We start from the raw sequence: 16,994 nt of genomic DNA on the forward strand, positions 1-16,994 counted from the left end.
GTTTAGCAAGTCCCAGCTAACCAGTTCCACTTAATCCAGTTTAATGGGTATTAATGACTATACTATTTTTATAGATTATGATTTCTCTAATCATGGTTCTAATGATTTGCTGTTGATTAATTAAATCTTCTTCATTGTAATTTTTAATCTTTGCAAAAGTCGATGAAATTATATGCTTACTTTGTTTAGATTGATACTGTTTTTTTATATTCTTCTTATGAGCTTGTAATTCCTTTAATTTTTGACTCAATTTCTTCTCTTTCTGATTGCAGCTTTGCAAATACTCCCTTGCTTCTTGAATTGATATGGTATCTTCACCAATTAAATCAAGGAGCTTTTTCTTTTGTTGCTTTGTTTTAGAAAGTTTTGACTCAGTTTCACTTATATCTAGTTCAATATGTTTATTTTGCCCTTCTAAAACCTCGGATACTTGAGATTTTATTTCATTTAAATCTGTTAACCAGTTAAACACCACTTCTGAAACAACTTTGTCTAACTCACTACACGGAATATTCAAACCACAGCCCTGATAGATTCCGGGATTATTCTTTTTATCAGTATAAATAAATACATACTCACCCCAATTCTTAACACGTCTGCCAGTCATAGTATTATTACATAAACCGCATTTCACTAAACCACTTAACAGATAAAGACGTTTTCCTTGCTTAACCCACTTTCTCCTGGACTGTTTCAGAAGTTCTTGGGCTTTATAGAATTTGCTCTCTGTAATTATAGCTGGACATTTAATTTCAATCCAATCACTTTGATCCCTTACCTTAGGGCTTATCGACTTAGTTGCTTTTTGTACTGGTGAGTCCCTTGTAGCTTCCGCTTTCCATTTGTTTTGGTAAAAACTACCAATATAAACTGGGTTTTGCAGGATTTGTTTTACTACTTGTCTATGCCAAGTTTGCTTGTTTGTTTTAGTCGGAATCCCTTTTTTCGTCAAATAATTTGCAATACCATTGATCCCTAAATTTTGACCCTCAGGCCTTGTAAATAAATCAAATATTAACTTAACTATCTCACTCTCTTTTTTATTTATCTCCAAACTACGATTATTTTTATTATAATTATAGCCATATACATTATAATCTCTTAAAACTGAACCTTGTCTGGCTTTTTCTAATCTTCCTCGTTTCATACGTTCAGTAATTTTAGCCTTTTCAAATTCTGAAATTGCTCCTCTTAAACTATAAAACAAATTCCCTTCTGGGGTTTTTTGATAATAGCCATTAACGAATAATAGCTCCACTCCATGTTCATTAAGTTCTTCAGTAATTATTAGTTGATGCATTAATTTACGAGATAATCGATCAGGGTCAAAACAGATAACTGCTGTTAAGTTCCCCCTTTCGGAATCATTTCTCAATTTAGATAGAGCAGGACGTTCAAAGATTTCACCCGAAATTCCTTCATCAATATATTCCTGAAGTTGATAATTTTGAAGCTCATCCTTGGATAAATACTCCTTACAGGCTCTTAACTGATCTTGAATACTAGTCCCTGTTTTTGCTTGTTCCTCTGTGCTGACTCGAGCATATATCCCGATCATTGCTTTTTTCCTCCTCACTAGCTTTTTTTATTAAAAAATTAATGCATTTTTGTTTTTGTTCATCAAAATATTCGCCTTTGTTAATAGTTATATTGTTGATAATTGGCCTTTTACTCACCATATAATCCCTCCCTTAGTGGGAGGTTATGCATTATGGGCTCGTCAGTGGGCCTGTCATATATAGGAAGATGAAGGATTTCCTTAATCTATTGTAGAATGATTTATTTGAATATTATCAAAATTTTGCCCTAACTGGTTTATATTAAGGAGGTTTTTTTATGGAGTTTCTAAAGGAACAGTTAGGCGATTTACCTGTAATAAATAAACAATTTTCACAAATCACTTCACAAAACAGTGCATTAATTATAGTTGACATGCTAAATGGTTTTTGTAATATGGGAGCTCTTCAAAGTCCTCATAATGACAGCTTAAAAGAACCAATAGCTAAATTAGTATCTCAGTTTAAAGGACCAATATTATCAGTTCAAGACTCTCATTCAGAGTCAGATGATGAATTCGAAGCTTTTCCACCTCATTGCCTTGCTGACTCTCATGAATCCCAGCTAGTCGAACCTATTAAATCTCAAATAGAATCACATCATGACTCTGAAGTTTTACCTAAAGCTACATTAAGCCCGTTTTTTGGGGCTTCAGGTTATACCCAGTGGTTATCGCAAATTTGGGAGAAGGGAGTTACAGATATTTACATAGTAGGTAACTGCACCGATTTATGTGTTTATCAAACAGCCATGGGAACTAAGCTCTGGATGTCTGAACAGTCAAAAAAGGCTGATATAAATGTAATTGTAGACATGGTAAACACTTACGATTTACCTAAAGACCAGACACCAAAAGGTGCTATCCCTCACCCTAGGGAAGTCTTTCATAATGTATTTCTGCATCATTTGGCTTTAAATGGTATCAAATTAATCAAATTGGAATAACCTAGTCCAGCTTTACTAAAAGTCTGTATTAAAGTTCACTGTTGACAACGGTATCTACAACAAAATAAAACAGCGCCAACTAAAAAAGGACCCTGAACAGGGTCCTTAATTTTTCCTATTTTTCTTCGTTTTCTTCCCCGCCTATTAAATTCATTAAACTAGTAAATTCCATAGGAAAGGGAAAATAAATGGTATTACCTTTTTCGGCAGACATTTCAAGAGCAGTTCTTAATGACCTTAACGTTAAACCACCTTTTTGTTTAGATAATATATCAGCCGCTTCTGCTAATTCCTTAGCTGCTTGTTTTTCTCCTTCAGCTTGAATTATAACTGCCCTTCTTCTTCGTTCAGCTTCGGCTTGCCTTCCAATAGACCTTTGAATACTATCTGGGATAGTGACATCTTTAATTTCAACGGTAGTGACTTTAATTCCCCAGGGATCAGTAGCCTGATCAATAATCTGTTGCAATTTTTGATTTAACTTTTCTCTTTCTGAAAGTAATTCATCAAATTCAGCGTCTCCTACCACACTGCGCAATGTAGTTTGAGATAGTTGAATAGTTGCCTCATGAAATCTTTGAACATTAATTACAGCATTTTTAGGTTCTACCACCCGATAGTACAAAACAGCGTTCACTCTACAAGTTACATTATCTTTAGTAATTACTTCTTGGACCGGCACGTCATAAACTACAGTCCGTAATGATACTTTTTCGATTCTATCTATAAATGGAATAATAAATATTAAACCAGGTCCTTTTGTTCCTACAAATCTTCCCAGGCGAAAGGTCACTCCTCGTTCGTACTCAGCGAAAATTCTTACTGCCATGCCAAGTAAAGTTAAGACTAGCAGTAAAACTAAGATTATTGCTAAAAAATTAAGCACTATTATCATCCCCCTGAGTCCTAAAATTTCCTAATTTTAGTTTGACTTGTTTATTGAGATTTTATTCCAAAAAAAGCTAGGAACTTTTCTTCAGTTCCTAGCTTTGATTTACCAACATTATATTTTATTGTTATTATTCATTATCATTTTCCTCTTGTTTTTTCTCATCATGGTGCTCTTCATTTAAACTTTCATTTTCTAAATTATGATCTTGTTCTGAAGACTCTCGAGCCGAGGATTTATTTATCAATTCATCAAGGTCTATACGTGATAATAAGCCTCCAAATTCCATAGGTAGTGGGAAAAAGATACTTGAACTTTTTTCTGCAGAAATCTCAGAAGCCGTCCTTAGTGTTCTCAATGTTAAACCGCCTTCTTGTTTAGACAATATATCCGCCGCCCTGGCCAATTGAACAGCTGCTTGTCGCTCTCCATCAGCTTGAATAATAACAGCTCTTTTACGCCTTTCTGCTTCTGCCTGGCGAGCAATGGTTCTTTGCATGGCCTCAGGAATCATTACGTCTTTAATTTCAACTGTAGTAACTTTAATTCCCCAAGGATCGGTAGCTTCATCTATAATTTTTTGTAGTTTCTGATTGAGCTTTTCCCGTTCTGATAACAGTTCATCTAAGTCAGCTTCACCTACTACACTTCTTAAGGTTGTTTGAGCTAGTTGAATTGTTGCCTCATGATACCTTTGGACATTGACCACAGCTTTTTCAGGAGCTACTACCCGGTAATAAAGAACTGCATTAACTTTGCAAGTAACATTATCCCTGGTAATTACTTCTTGCACTGGAACATCGTATACAACAGTTCTCAAGGTAACTCGTACTAAACGATCAATTATAGGGATAATTACAATCAGGCCTGGCCCCTTAGTTCCTATAAGTCTACCCAATCGAAATGTTACACCACGCTCGTACTCATTGATAATTTGAATGGCCATGCTTAAAAGGATAATTACTAATAAAGCTCCACCCAGTAATCCAAAGTACTGAGGTAACATAAACTCCCCTCCCTAAAAGTTTGTATAATCCGTCATTATTTGGTTTTAAACAAAATTCTGTTATTTACTCAATGTCCGCCCCCTGTTACTCCTCAACTTCTTTTTCCGTCTCCTCTTGGTCACTCCTTTTTGTTTCAGATACCATCAGTTTAATCCCCTCAACTTGTTCTACTATTACATCTCTATTCTTCGCTATAAATTCCTCATCTTTGCTTTTGGCTCGCCACAATTCACCGCGAATTTTAATATAACCTTCTGGATTCAAATCTTCTGTTGTCCTGCCACGATAACCGATCATTCCATGCTTTTTGTGTACAGCAGACTGTTTACGTATTTTAAGTAGTTTCATTATAACCAAAGCCAGATAACCTGCAGTTACCAAAGCCATCCCTATGACAGTCATTTGAAAAGCATCAAACCATGCTTGAGGGAGCATGGGTTCAACTGGCAAGAAGAAGCCACCTATGACTAATGCAATAACACCAACGGTAGTTAATATACCGAAAGTTGGTGTGAATACCTCAGCTATAAATAAAATTACTGATAATACAATTAAGATAATGCCAAGGGTATTTGCTTCAAACATACCTAGACCAAATAAAGCCAAAATTAGTGAAAGGACTCCCCCAAGTTCTGGTATAATTGTCCCAGGCATATTGATACCAAAAATAATTCCATAAATACCGATCATAAATAGTATTAATGCTATTTGAGGATTGCTGATAAAGTGACTCAACTGTTGGGTAAAAGTCATTTCAGCTTCATCTATCCTGGCGTTTTCAGTTTCTAAGGTGATTTCCTCACCTGCTACAGTAACTTCATGACCATGGATAGCGGTTAATAAAGCATCTAAATTTGGTTCATTGAATTCAATTACATTCTTCTCCAAAGCTTCCGATGCATTCAGAGTTAAATTTTCAGTTACAAATTTCTCGACAACTTCTTCAGGTCGACCCTGTTCCCTGGCAACACTTTTTAAGTGACCGGCCAAAAAATTAATGGTTTTTTGATCCGCTTCTTGTGTCCCCTCTTCCCCCGGCTGCATAGTCACTGGCATAGCAGCGCCACAAGTGCTTCCCGGTGTCATAGCTGCCACATGCCCACTAACTAAAATAAAAGTACCAGCCGAAGCAGCTATGGCTCCTGAAGGACTTACAAAGGTGATTACAGGTATAGGAGAATTAACTATTTTACCCATAATATCTAAGGTGGCATCAACAAGCCCCCCGGGAGTATTTAGGACTATAATCACCCCGTCATATCCTTGGTTTATGGCATTTTCAATTCCTTGCTCCAGATATTGACTAGTGCCTGCTGTAATTGTGTCCTCAACAGTTAATAGTTTATATTTGGGGTCAGAATTGTTTTCTTCACTACTTACAGGCATTTGTATTGCACTTAATAAAAAAACCAAGATTACCAAAATAGATGTTACTTTTAAAAACCTAAGGTTTTTTTTGGAGCAGACGTCCATTGTTTTCACCTCACGAAAACAAAATCTTTCTTGTAACTAAGCATTAAAGAACACTCCTACTCCTCCAACACCTAAATGAGCACTCAATACACAACCTATTTGATTGATTACAAATTGCTTACAATTTAACCTTTCCATTAGCATATTTCTCAACTGCAAAGCTTTATTTTCATCATCAGCATGGGCTATACCAATTGTCTGATGACTTAGATTATCACCTCGTTCATCAACTATATCGACAATTCTTCTCAACAAGCGTTTATTCCCTCTTTGCTTTTCCAAAGGTTCAATTTTCCCATCCGTTACATGAAGCACCGGTTTGATTTTTAAAACAGAACCTAGCCAGGCACTGCTAAGTCTAATCCTACCACCTCGGTACAAATGTTTTAAATCATCTATTGAAAATATATGTTCTACCTTCTTAGTTTGTTGTTGTATTTTTTGAATGATGTTATGCAAGGAAGCTCCGTTTTCTTTCATGATAGCTGCTCTCTCAACTATCATGCCTTGTGCCAATGATCCAGCCAAACTATCTACAGTCGCTACATTTACTTCAGGAAATTTTTCATCCACTTCCTTGGCTATCATTCTGGCAGTTTGATAAGTACCTGATAATTTTGAAGAAAAACCAATATAGAGACAATCGAATCCCTGAGATGCATAAGTTTCCAACCTTTGATACAATATATTTTGAGGTACTTGGGATGTAAAAACTTCTTTTCCCTCCCTAATAGCCTGAAAAATATCTTTAGAATTGATGTCTATACCATCTCTATACTCCCTACCATTTAAATTTATCACAAATGGCAATACATCTATTTTATAACGTTTAATAATTTTTTCTGGCAAGTCACTAGCACTATCAGTTAGAATTTTAATCATGTCCTCTCCCCTCCCTTATAATTTTTGCATTAATCCTTACATTAATAAATTCATAAGCTTAGCGAATTGATATTCTTTAGTTATCAACTTCTAACTTCTACACACTTTAATATACCAATTCCTCAGCTATACATAACGGTTTTTTACCATCAAATAATTTTAGTCCTTCTATGGAATAATTTACGATATTTTGTTGTTCATCAAATTTTGATATTTGATACCTTTCGGTGATTTTTGGTTCATAAATCGAAAATTTAGATAAACCTGTTAACTCTTTCATTTTAACTTTTGTTTCTTCAAATCCACCTAACTCATCAACTAATCCTTTGGCTAAAGCTTGTTCCCCAGTCCAGACTTTACCTTTTGCTATAGGATCTAACTGGGCTTTAGTCATTTTCCTGCCCTCACAAACTCTTTCTAAAAATAGATTGTATGTTCGCATTAATCCTTCTTGCATTTTTTCCCGTTCTCTATCATTGAAAACTCTATGACTGTAAAACATTTCTCTGCTGTTTCCTCTTACATTGATTTCTCGGTTAATCAATAATTTATTTAGTAAATTTGTATTAACTGCCTTACCGGCAACTACACCTATGGATCCAGTAAGTGTAGTGGGGTAGGACACTATATAATCAGCTTGTGATGCCACATAATATCCCCCGGATGCTGCTTTTTCACCTAATAAAGCAATTACTGGTTTTTGTCTAGTAATAGACCTTATAGTGTAAGCAATAGACTCAGAAGCCAAAGCCGAACCGCCTCCTGAATCAATAAATACAATTATCCCCTTAATTTTGGGATTTGCACCCAGTTTCCTTAATTGTTCGGTAATGGTGAGATCGCCAGCACGTTCACCAGCAATTAAGGGAATTGGAATGGGAGGATAATTTTGCGGGGCTTTGCTCCTACCATCTATTATCATACCCTCTATTTTTACAAGTCCAACACTACCTTTTGACTTTTTAGGTCTAGGTGGATATAGTTTTTTATGAGCACTCTTAAAGTTCTCAATTTTTATTGAGTGTTGTATTTTTTTCGACTCTTTTTTATCGAGCGGTTTTAAAAATTTAACTAAATCTTCTTCTCCCAAGATTTTATCTATCAATCCTAATTCAAGGCTTTCGTTATCTGTATAGGGAGCATTATTGACTAATTCTTCCATCTCCTGTTTAGTCTTTTTTCTGCCCCAAGATATATTATTAATGAAATTGTCATATATAGAGTTCATAATCCACTGATTCATCTCTCGGGCTTCTTTAGAAGAGTTAGACCGAATCAGAAAGTCTGAAGCTGTTTTATAAGGACTGATTTTAAAAATATCAAATTCAATGCCCAATTGATTAAGAGCATCCTTAAGAAAAAAACTCTCATTGAGAAAACCCAACTCATCAATTTTTCCACCAGGTTGCAAAAATATTTCGTCACAATAACTAGCTAAAAAATAACCACTGGTACTATAATTTTTTGCCCAGGAGTATAACTTTTTATTGTTATTTTTCAGGATTTTTAAAGCGTCTATAACTTCATCTAAATAAGTGTATGGTATATTAAAATTGGTCTGTTTCAAAACCACACCTGTTAATCTAGGATCGTTACTGATAGTTTTCAATTGTTTTTTTAAATTTAATATTGCCGGAGGGGTTTTAGCAAATCTTTTTTTTAAAAAATTTTGGGGTTCAGGAAAAAAATTATAATTACCTTCTAACTCGATTATTATGTAATCCGCGGGCCTGGTTAAAGTTCTTTTAATAAAAGAACAACCATAATATATCCATCTAAACCCTGAATACACATGGGATAATAACATTATATCACCTCTTATCAATCATCCAAAAGATTAAGTCCTCTATCATGGGCTGATTTTCTAGCTGCTTTAATATCCTTGATAGTTGGTGGTTGGGACAGTAACTCATCCTGATGAGCTTGGTATGCTGGATAATATTGTCCCATAACATTTACTGTAATATCTTGAGAAATATCTGCAAGCATTTCAAAGACTTGTTTTGATTCAGCTAGATTTTTAGGTAAAACCAAGTGCCTAACAATCAACCCTTGATAAGCAATACCATGTTTATCAGTTTTTAAAGGACCTACCTGTCTAAACATTTCACTAACAGCTTTATTAACTACCTGAAAATAATTAGTAGCTTTTGTATAATAATATGCAGTTTCATCACTACCGAATTTAATATCAGGTAAGTAAATATCAATTATTCCATCAAGATACTTCAAACCCTTAATTGAGTCAAAACCTCCGCTGTTATAGACCACAGGTATTTTTAGTCCCATTTTACTAGCTTCATACAAAGCCGAGATTATCTGGGGGATAAAATGGGATGGAGAAACCAAGTTGATATTGTGACAACCAGTGTTTTGTAATTTGACCATTATTCTGGCTAATTTTTCCAATGATATCAGCTCACCATTACCATAATGGCTAATATCATAATTCTGACAAAAAGTACATTTCAAATTGCAATACGAAAAAAATATAGTACCAGACCCCTTATTCCCAACCAAAGGTCCCTCTTCTCCTAAATGAGGGAAAAATGAGGCAATCCGAACATATTCACCAGTTTGGCAGAACCCTATTTGTCCATTTAATCTGTTAACTTGACAATTATGGGGACAAATTGTGCAATTTTCCAATTCTTGATAAGCATTCTGTCTTAGTTTTTCCAATTTTCCCGCTTCAAATAATTTCAAGTATCCAGGTAAGTAGTTATGTACCATTTGACTCCCTCCAAAGTATTCTGACAATCTTTTGCTAATAAACCCGTTGTGATAAAATTATAATGGAAGTATGAAAAATCTCACAACCCAAAAAGGGGAGGAAGACATGTTCTTAATTGATCTGTTATTATTACCAATTTTATTATTTCTCTTTTTTAGTATTTTAATATTACCGTTTCAGTTTGCATTTTACTCCTTGATTAATATAATAACTATACCTGGTCAACTAATTAAAATAGCAATTAATAAAAAATTAAGACAAAATCATGCCTTGGAACATTCAACTATTAATGTTTTGGAAAGAGAGTTTGGCTATAGGAAATTAGCTGGCTATGCTACAGAACAAGGGTTTTTTATCCAAGGGAAAGTACATCCTGCTCATTTAGAAAACGCAGCAATAATTGGGCTTCAGAGATTACAAAGAGGAGAAAATCATTTAGCCATTCACAATAGATGTGGAACTAGTATGTTGGCTGCTAACTTTGTAGCTGCAGTAATTTTTATTGTTCTGCTCTGGCAGACAGGTATGTTTAACTTCTTTAATATCATTGTCGCCATTATCCTGTCCCAGTTCGTTGGACCCCTAGCGGGTAGAATTTTACAGCGGTTTATAACCACATCAGCTCAAGTTAAAGATATGGATATTATAGGTGTAGAATACAATTCTAGAAACTTCATTGGTATTTTCGGGATGTCTTTTCCCCAAACTCCCAACAAATTTTTTGTCAGGACACAAAAAAGTGATCAGGTTGAAATTATTCGTATCTAAAATATGACTATTTTTCAAAAAGAGTTTTCATTTTAATTAGACGCATCATATCAGTATTGCTAAGAATCCCTACAAGGCGTCCAGCATCCATTACCAGAACACGCCCGGCATTGTGCCGGGCCATTTTCATCATGGCTTCTACAGCTTCTTCTTCAGGCTCCATAATAATGCATTCATCAATAGCCGTCATTATTTCTCTAACTTTCTTTACTTCCCATTCATCCTGATTAACAGTCTTGACTTGGTTCATGGTTACTAAACCTAGAACTGCTGAGCCTCCTACTACGGGAAATGCTCCTACTTTATGGCGATAAAATTCTTCAACTAGCCTATCAATTGTTAATTCAGTAGATACAACTAGCACATTATCTGTCATGACATCTTGCACTTGATAACCCGATAATGTGTTTTTCAAGGTGACCTGGGTGTAGCTGTTTTGTCCTGCTTGATAAAGAAGCCATCCCATAAAAATATACCATAGTCCCATTACTGAAACTGTTACAGTTATCATAAAACCCATTCCCATTAATAAGAAAGCCAAGGCACTTCCAGCTAATACACTAATTTTAGTAGCTAATAACAAATCTTTTTTAAAGTACCAGATAGCAGCTCGCAATATTCGGCCACCATCTAGGGGGAAGGCAGGGATCAAGTTTAGTATTCCAATAGTTAGATTAACTCTAGCCAAAAAAAATAAAATTTCTCCCAAAAAATGCCCTTCTGTAAATAAGAGGCTGATAGGTCCAAAAATTGCGGCTAATGCCAAACTAGAAACTGGCCCCACTATAGTGATTTTTAATTCAGAAACGGAAGTTCTGGGTTCTTCATCTAACTGAGCTACTCCACCGAAAATAAATAATGTAATTTTTTTAATATCATGTCCTTCTTTTAAGGCTGTTAAAGAATGAGCAAATTCATGGATTAATACTGAAATAAATAACATAATTGTCGCTGTTACCCCAGCCAGCCAATATATCAGATCTGTTTTTTCAGCTAAAACATTTGGGAAATAGTTTGTTGATAAACTAAAACTAAATACCATAAAAATTACGAGCCAGCTAAAATCTAACTCAACATCAATTCCAAAAAAACGAGCTATTCTAAGTGAGTTACTAAACACTTATCTAACCCTCCAAAAAATACAGTGATTAATGGCCTGAAATTTTTATAAATACTTAGTGTAGCTACCCTGATCTTTAATCCCATTATAAAATCTTTCGAAATCAATCATATAATTAAAGTCATCTTTTTCTTTGAACTTTTGACCTCTAATATCTAAATTCTTAATAATGAGTAATTCTTCGTTAATATTTGATGCTTGCAGTAATTGCATCCCTGAAGGTGCCCAAATACCGCTTCCGCCCCAAAAGTAAACATCAGAGATTTCATGACGCCCTACGGCATTGGCAGCTAAACTAAATACTTGATTGTAAGCTGCTTTAGAGGAATTCATTAGATTCCACAAAAACCCATAATAGTGATCTGTTTTTATATTCATTTCGGGATATTCTCTCCTGGCTTCAGATCGCCAATGGGCCATAGTTATAATGGCGTCTACATCGTCATCTACAGCATATTTTCTGGCCAGTTCAACAAAGTTTAGATCATAACAAATCAAAAATCCAAATCTACCCCATTTAGTATCTATAGTCAATCTCTTATCAGGTCCTCGCTCAAAATATTTTTGTTCAATTGGTGGAAGAAATATTTTGTTGTAAATATATTTCTCATCATAAAGATCTATATTAGGATTTAAAATAAAAGTTGAATTATAGAATTTATCATCTTTTAAGTTAACATTGTTATAAAAAACGTACTCCAAACCAATACCATCGTCAAATAAACTATCACGTATATTCTTTACCCATGTAGCTATCTGACTGTTCTCTCCTCTTCTCAAATAATCTCTAACTTCACTTTCATTTTCTGTTTCCCAAACATAACCAGTAACACAAAGTTCCGGAAAAATAAGAATATTCACTTCTTTTTCGTGGGCAATTTCTACGACTTGCTCCATTTTTTTGAGATTTTCTTCTATATCTGATTTCATGTGTAAATTAGCAATCAAAACTGTAGGACTATTATCATCACTAGAAAATACTCTTTCTACAATTCTATACGGCATCTAGAACACCCCCGTCTAAATACTAAATTAAATGATTTGAATTTATTTTAGTGCAACAATTATATCGGGTCAAGAAATTTAACTACGGGATATCTTTTTCCCCACAGAAGCAAGATAAATAGCGAATTCCTTTTCACCATCTATATCTAAAATTTCATGAACCATTTCGTCATCATAAGCTCCAATTGCACATGCTCCTGAGTTAATGTTTTCTACACTTAAATAGAGATTTTGGCAAACATGTCCTGCATCTAAAAATAAATACCGATAACCTCTTTCGCCATACCTCCAAGTCGTTCTCTCAACAACTGCAGTCCAAATAAAAGTAACTGCACACTCGCCGACAAATTTTTGCTGATAACAGGCTTTTTCCAAATCCTCTACTTTAGTCCCTTGCTTTATCGGTTTCCAAAAACTCAAATTATGCTGCCCTGCAATATAGCGGTAAATCCCCTGTTGTAAATCCTCTACATTTTGAACATATAAGTAAGTTTCTAAAGGGTGACGAGCACCAGCTGAAGGTACAGTTCTCTTAGTTACAGAGTTATTAGAAGATTTTCGTTTGATACCCTGAGTATTCCATAAAAGATACGACAATTCCACTTTAGAAAGAGGTTCTGCACTAAAATTACGAATACTTTTCCTATTACCAATAACAGTTTGTAAATGAAAATTGTGATTCATGCCCAACTCTGGGTCTGGAAGTTCAATGATATTTTCTTCTTGGGATAACTCCTTTTCAATGGGCGGTTCAGCTAAACCCTTATCTTCATCAGATTTTTTCAGGTTTTTCAATTTTGTGTATTCAATAAAATTTTTACCTATATTATCCATAAAAATATTCTACCTCCTTAATTATGTAAAAATTTTATTAGTTTACTCAACTTAACTTACATCTTAAACATCCTAACTATTTATAAGCCCCCGGTAAACAAACCGGAGGCTTTATAAATTACTCTTCTTCCATGCAAGGGTATCTATAATCTTTGGGTGGATTAAGATTTTCTTTAATAGATCTAGGGGAAATCCATCTAATTATATTCCACATTGAACCTGCTTTATCATTAGTTCCAGAAGCTCTTGCCCCACCAAAGGGCTGTTGACCAACAACAGAGCCAGTTGGTTTATCATTTATATAAAAGTTTCCTGCCGCATGAGTGAGGATGTCTTCAGCTTTTAAAAGGGCTTCTTTATCCTTGGCTATAATACTGCCAGTCAATCCATAAGGTGAGGTTTCATTACACAATTCTAGAGTCTTTTCGTATTCATTGTCTGGATATACATAAACAGTTAGCACTGGACCAAAAATTTCTTCTTCCATGGTTTTAAATTTAGGATTGTCAGTTTTGATGACAGTTGGCCAAATATAATAGCCCTCTGAGTCATCGTACTTACCTCCTGCAAGTATCTCGGCCTCATCTGAATCTTTGGCATAATCAATATATGAAGCAATCTTATCAAAAGCTTGTTTATCAATAACTGCATTAACAAAATTTGTGAAATCCTCAACGGGGCCAACTTTTAATTCTGAAACTTTTTCAATTAATTTATCTTTCATTCTTTCCCAGAGGGTTTCTGGAATGTAAGCACGACTTGCCGCTGAGCACTTTTGTCCCTGGTACTCATAAGCACCTCTGATAAGAGCGGTAATTACTTCATTTTTATCTGCAGTTGGATGAGCAACCACAAAGTCTTTGCCACCTGTTTCCCCTACAATTCTGGGATAAGTTTTATAACGGTCGATATTTTGACCAACTTCTTTCCACATATCTTTAAAGACTTCCGAAGACCCGGTAAAATGAACACCAGCTAAGTCAGGATGTTTCATAACACGGTTACCAACTAATCCACCAGATCCTGGAATGAAATTTATGACTCCAGGGGGTAGACCAGCTTCTTCAAAAATCTTCATAACAATATAATTTGAATATACTGCCGTGGAAGCTGGTTTCCACACTGATACATTGCCTGCTATTGCAGGGGCACTAGGTAGATTTCCTCCAATAGCTGTAAAGTTAAACGGTGAAACTGCAAATATAAAGCCTTCAAGAGGACGGTATTCCACCTGGTTAATTACAGTCCTTAGAGAATCTGGCTGATCCTTATAAATTTCATTTAAATAATAGGTGTTAAATTCCAGGAAATCTACTAATTCGCAAACAGCTTCAATTTCAGATTGATAGATATTTTTCCCCTGACCAAGCATAGTAGCCGCGTTTACTGTTGATCTATATGGACCTGCTATCAAAGCAGCAGCTTTTTTAAATATTTTTGCCCTTTTATCCCAGGGCATCCTTTCCCACTCGTGTTTAGCTTTAAGTGCAGCTTCTATGGCCATGTCAATTTCTTTTTCACCGGCTTTATGATATTTAGCAAGGACAGTGCTATGGTCAGTAGGCATCCGAACTTCACCAAGATCACCTGTTTTCACTTCCCGACCACCTATGATTAATGGAATCTCCGTAACTTCACCTTTCAGTTCAGTTAATTTCTCTTTAACCTCTTCCTTCTCTGGACTACCTGGAGTATAATTTAAAGGATATTCATTTCTTGGGCGAACAAATTCAAAAGCATTATTTTTAGGCATTACTACACCTCCTATAAAATTGAGTGTCTCTAATTATTTAATTCGACTTTATTCCTAAAAAACCCTTTGACTAATAGTAGATCAACAAAAAGTCAAAAATCAAACTACCGATGGTTCTAAAATTAATTCTCCTCTTTCAAAGCGATCGTAATTTAACATACTAATATCGAGTTCTGGCTCTTGTTCAAGGATAAGCTGGGCAACTAATTTTGATGTATAAGGTGCAATCATGAAACCGTGCCCGCTATAACCTGCAGAAGTATAAAAACCTTTAACTGAGGTTTCACCCAAAATCGGTTGTGCATCTGGACTCATATCATATAATCCAGCCCATTGCCGTATGATTTTAATATCCTTTAACGGCGGGAATACACTGGCAATCTTTTTGGATAATTTAATAGGAAATTTAACACTAGAATTAATGTTCAAACTTTCTGGTTCTTCGGGGTCACCATGCCCCATGAGAAAACTTCCATGAGGTACCTGCTGCATGTAAAAATCATGATAAAGCGAAACGATCATAGGACCTTGAAAAGGATCTAGCGGTTCCGAAACCATGGCTTCATGTCGCTCGGGATATATAGGAAGTTCAATCCCTGCCATTCGTCCAACTTCTTTAGCATGACCCCCGGCGGTATTTAACACCTTTTTCGTTGATATTTTTCCTTTATCTGTAATTACACCAGTTACTTCACCTCTTTCTGTTTCAATATCCCATACTTCTGTATAGGTGTAAATTTTCACTCCTAATCTCTCTGCCGCTTTTCGATAGGCTTCACTAACATGAAAAGGATTGGCATGCCCATCTTCCTCACAAATGGTCCCACCATATAGACCATTTATATTTACATGAGGGGCTATATCTTTAATTTCACCAGGAGTTAACAGTCTAGAGGGAATATTAAGATCATTTTGCAGTTTCACATTTTTCTTAAATTGTTCAAAAAGCCCTTCATCATAAGCCAAAAACAAATAACCCTTTTGTTTAAATTCTATATCGTGGTCGTAATCTAAAGTTTCTTCTAAGTTTTCAAACATCCTGACACTTTCCCTACTTAAAATACAGTTTTTTTCAGTTCCCCATTGCTGCCTTATTCCTGCTCCACACCTACCGGTAGCTCCACTTGCAATATATTCTCGCTCAACTAAAACTATATCGCTTTCTCCCATTTTGGCCAGGTTATAAGCTGTAGCTAATCCATTGATACCTCCTCCAATAATCACTACATTCGCCGTGTTATTAATCATCGAGATCACCCCTTGCTAAAGTTCCCAGCTTGACAGGTTTTAATAAAGGTCGATAAACACCGGTAGTTTCCTCAGATATAGAGCTACCTTTAACTTTTACCAATTCTTTTAATAAAGCCTCTCGGCAACTTTTTCCTTGACAGGCTCCCATACCTATTCTGCAAACTCTTTTCAATTCTTCAAAATTATTATAACCCTTATTAATCCACTCTCTCACTTCACCAAAAGTCAAATCTTCACAACGACAAAGAATAGTATCATCTGTCATGACGACCCTCCTTCACTAGTAAAAGAAATATTTCTTACGGTGTAACCATATCCTTTGGGAACTTCCAAACTCAATATATAAACTCGATTTTTTCTGCTAGATTCTCTTACTTGTGAGACTTTTACATCTGTCACGTACTTACCTTCCCTATCTAGCCCCTGAACAACTTGCCCCTTTTCAGGTAATGGTGAAAATTCGTAGGGTATTTTAACAAGATCCGTTTCTTGAGAATAAGTTTCATCAATAATAAAAATAGCTAACCCTGGACAGTAACCAACGCAAACTCCGCAACCATTACATTTATCAAAATCTACTTCTGGTAAATCATTTATATCCTCAAAGGGCTTTATAGCACCAAAATTGCAAGCTTTATTACAGGGGTCACAAGGGATTTCCTGAAAACACTCCACCATTACCACAGGTCCTTGTTCTCGCCTATGTTCGGGAGGTTTAACTTGTTCTTGTAACTTTTCCGAAGGCACACCTGTTTCGACTATTTTATCATTCATTA

16 protein-coding genes are annotated in these 16,994 nt (G+C 35.4%); 2 read left to right on the forward strand and 14 right to left on the reverse strand.

Features of this window, described 5'->3' with window-relative positions; translation table 11 throughout:
* Positions 1-40 precede the first annotated feature (40 nt).
* A complete protein-coding gene (locus NTHER_RS08780) occupies positions 41-1,558 on the reverse strand; it encodes a recombinase family protein (RefSeq protein ID WP_012448179.1) in 1,518 nt (505 codons plus the stop codon).
* Positions 1,559-1,836: 278 nt separating this feature from the next.
* On the opposite strand from NTHER_RS08780, the gene NTHER_RS08785 reads away from it, so the two are divergent.
* Positions 1,837-2,502 (forward strand): cysteine hydrolase family protein, encoded by a 666-nt coding sequence (locus NTHER_RS08785; RefSeq protein ID WP_012448180.1) that lies wholly within the window; start codon positions 1,837-1,839, stop codon positions 2,500-2,502.
* Between the two features lie 115 nt (positions 2,503-2,617).
* On the opposite strand, the gene NTHER_RS08790 is transcribed toward NTHER_RS08785, so the two are convergent.
* From NTHER_RS08790 to NTHER_RS08815, 6 genes are all read right to left on the reverse strand, one after another.
* Positions 2,618-3,397 (reverse strand): slipin family protein, encoded by a 780-nt coding sequence (locus NTHER_RS08790; protein WP_041367041.1) that lies wholly within the window; start codon positions 3,395-3,397, stop codon positions 2,618-2,620.
* Positions 3,398-3,521: 124 nt separating this feature from the next.
* Positions 3,522-4,397 carry a slipin family protein gene (locus tag NTHER_RS08795; protein WP_012448182.1) on the reverse strand — a complete coding sequence of 292 codons (876 nt, stop codon included), beginning with the start codon at positions 4,395-4,397 and terminating at the stop codon, positions 3,522-3,524.
* An 85-nt stretch (positions 4,398-4,482) separates the two neighbouring features.
* Positions 4,483-5,784 carry an NfeD family protein gene (locus NTHER_RS08800; RefSeq protein WP_158438240.1) on the reverse strand — a complete coding sequence of 434 codons (1,302 nt, stop codon included), beginning with the start codon at positions 5,782-5,784 and terminating at the stop codon, positions 4,483-4,485.
* A 123-nt stretch (positions 5,785-5,907) separates the two neighbouring features.
* Positions 5,908-6,753, reverse strand: a complete 846-nt coding sequence (locus tag NTHER_RS08805) for a DegV family protein (protein ID WP_012448184.1) — start codon at positions 6,751-6,753, stop codon at positions 5,908-5,910.
* Between the two features lie 106 nt (positions 6,754-6,859).
* Positions 6,860-8,560 (reverse strand): signal peptide peptidase SppA, encoded by a 1,701-nt coding sequence (gene sppA / locus NTHER_RS08810; protein WP_012448185.1) that lies wholly within the window; start codon positions 8,558-8,560, stop codon positions 6,860-6,862.
* A gap of 14 nt (positions 8,561-8,574) precedes the next feature.
* The gene (locus tag NTHER_RS08815) at positions 8,575-9,486 is read right to left on the reverse strand and encodes a radical SAM protein (RefSeq protein WP_012448186.1); all 912 of its coding nucleotides are present in this window, start codon (positions 9,484-9,486) and stop codon (positions 8,575-8,577) included.
* A gap of 106 nt (positions 9,487-9,592) precedes the next feature.
* Here NTHER_RS08815 and NTHER_RS08820 point away from each other — a divergent pair, with 106 nt between their 5' ends.
* Positions 9,593-10,255, forward strand: a complete 663-nt coding sequence (locus tag NTHER_RS08820) for a DUF6391 domain-containing protein (protein ID WP_012448187.1) — start codon at positions 9,593-9,595, stop codon at positions 10,253-10,255.
* Between the two features lie 7 nt (positions 10,256-10,262).
* Here the strand turns inward: NTHER_RS08820 and NTHER_RS08825 are convergent, their stop codons facing one another.
* The 7 genes from NTHER_RS08825 to NTHER_RS08855 form a co-directional block, all read right to left on the reverse strand.
* Positions 10,263-11,375 carry a site-2 protease family protein gene (locus NTHER_RS08825; protein WP_012448188.1) on the reverse strand — a complete coding sequence of 371 codons (1,113 nt, stop codon included), beginning with the start codon at positions 11,373-11,375 and terminating at the stop codon, positions 10,263-10,265.
* 45 nt (positions 11,376-11,420) lie between these two features.
* Positions 11,421-12,380, reverse strand: a complete 960-nt coding sequence (locus tag NTHER_RS08830) for a carbon-nitrogen hydrolase family protein (protein WP_012448189.1) — start codon at positions 12,378-12,380, stop codon at positions 11,421-11,423.
* A 78-nt stretch (positions 12,381-12,458) separates the two neighbouring features.
* On the reverse strand, positions 12,459-13,214 hold the full coding sequence (locus tag NTHER_RS08835; RefSeq protein ID WP_012448190.1) for a SagB/ThcOx family dehydrogenase: 756 nt from the start codon (positions 13,212-13,214) through the stop codon (positions 12,459-12,461).
* 118 nt (positions 13,215-13,332) lie between these two features.
* Positions 13,333-14,967 (reverse strand): L-glutamate gamma-semialdehyde dehydrogenase, encoded by a 1,635-nt coding sequence (gene pruA / locus NTHER_RS08840; protein WP_012448191.1) that lies wholly within the window; start codon positions 14,965-14,967, stop codon positions 13,333-13,335.
* Between the two features lie 99 nt (positions 14,968-15,066).
* The gene (locus NTHER_RS08845; protein ID WP_148206917.1) at positions 15,067-16,212 is read right to left on the reverse strand and encodes an NAD(P)/FAD-dependent oxidoreductase; all 1,146 of its coding nucleotides are present in this window, start codon (positions 16,210-16,212) and stop codon (positions 15,067-15,069) included.
* On the reverse strand, positions 16,208-16,483 hold the full coding sequence (locus NTHER_RS08850; protein WP_012448193.1) for a (2Fe-2S)-binding protein: 276 nt from the start codon (positions 16,481-16,483) through the stop codon (positions 16,208-16,210). The genes NTHER_RS08845 and NTHER_RS08850 overlap by 5 nt, the downstream gene beginning before the upstream one ends.
* Positions 16,480-16,992: an ATP-binding protein gene (locus NTHER_RS08855; protein WP_012448194.1), complete on the reverse strand. Its 513-nt coding sequence runs from the start codon at positions 16,990-16,992 to the stop codon at positions 16,480-16,482. Before NTHER_RS08855 ends, NTHER_RS08850 begins: the two co-directional genes overlap by 4 nt.
* Positions 16,993-16,994: the final 2 nt, after the last annotated feature.

The sequence above is a fragment of the Natranaerobius thermophilus JW/NM-WN-LF genome (genome assembly GCF_000020005.1).
Classification (GTDB): Bacteria; Bacillota; Natranaerobiia; order Natranaerobiales; family Natranaerobiaceae; genus Natranaerobius; species Natranaerobius thermophilus.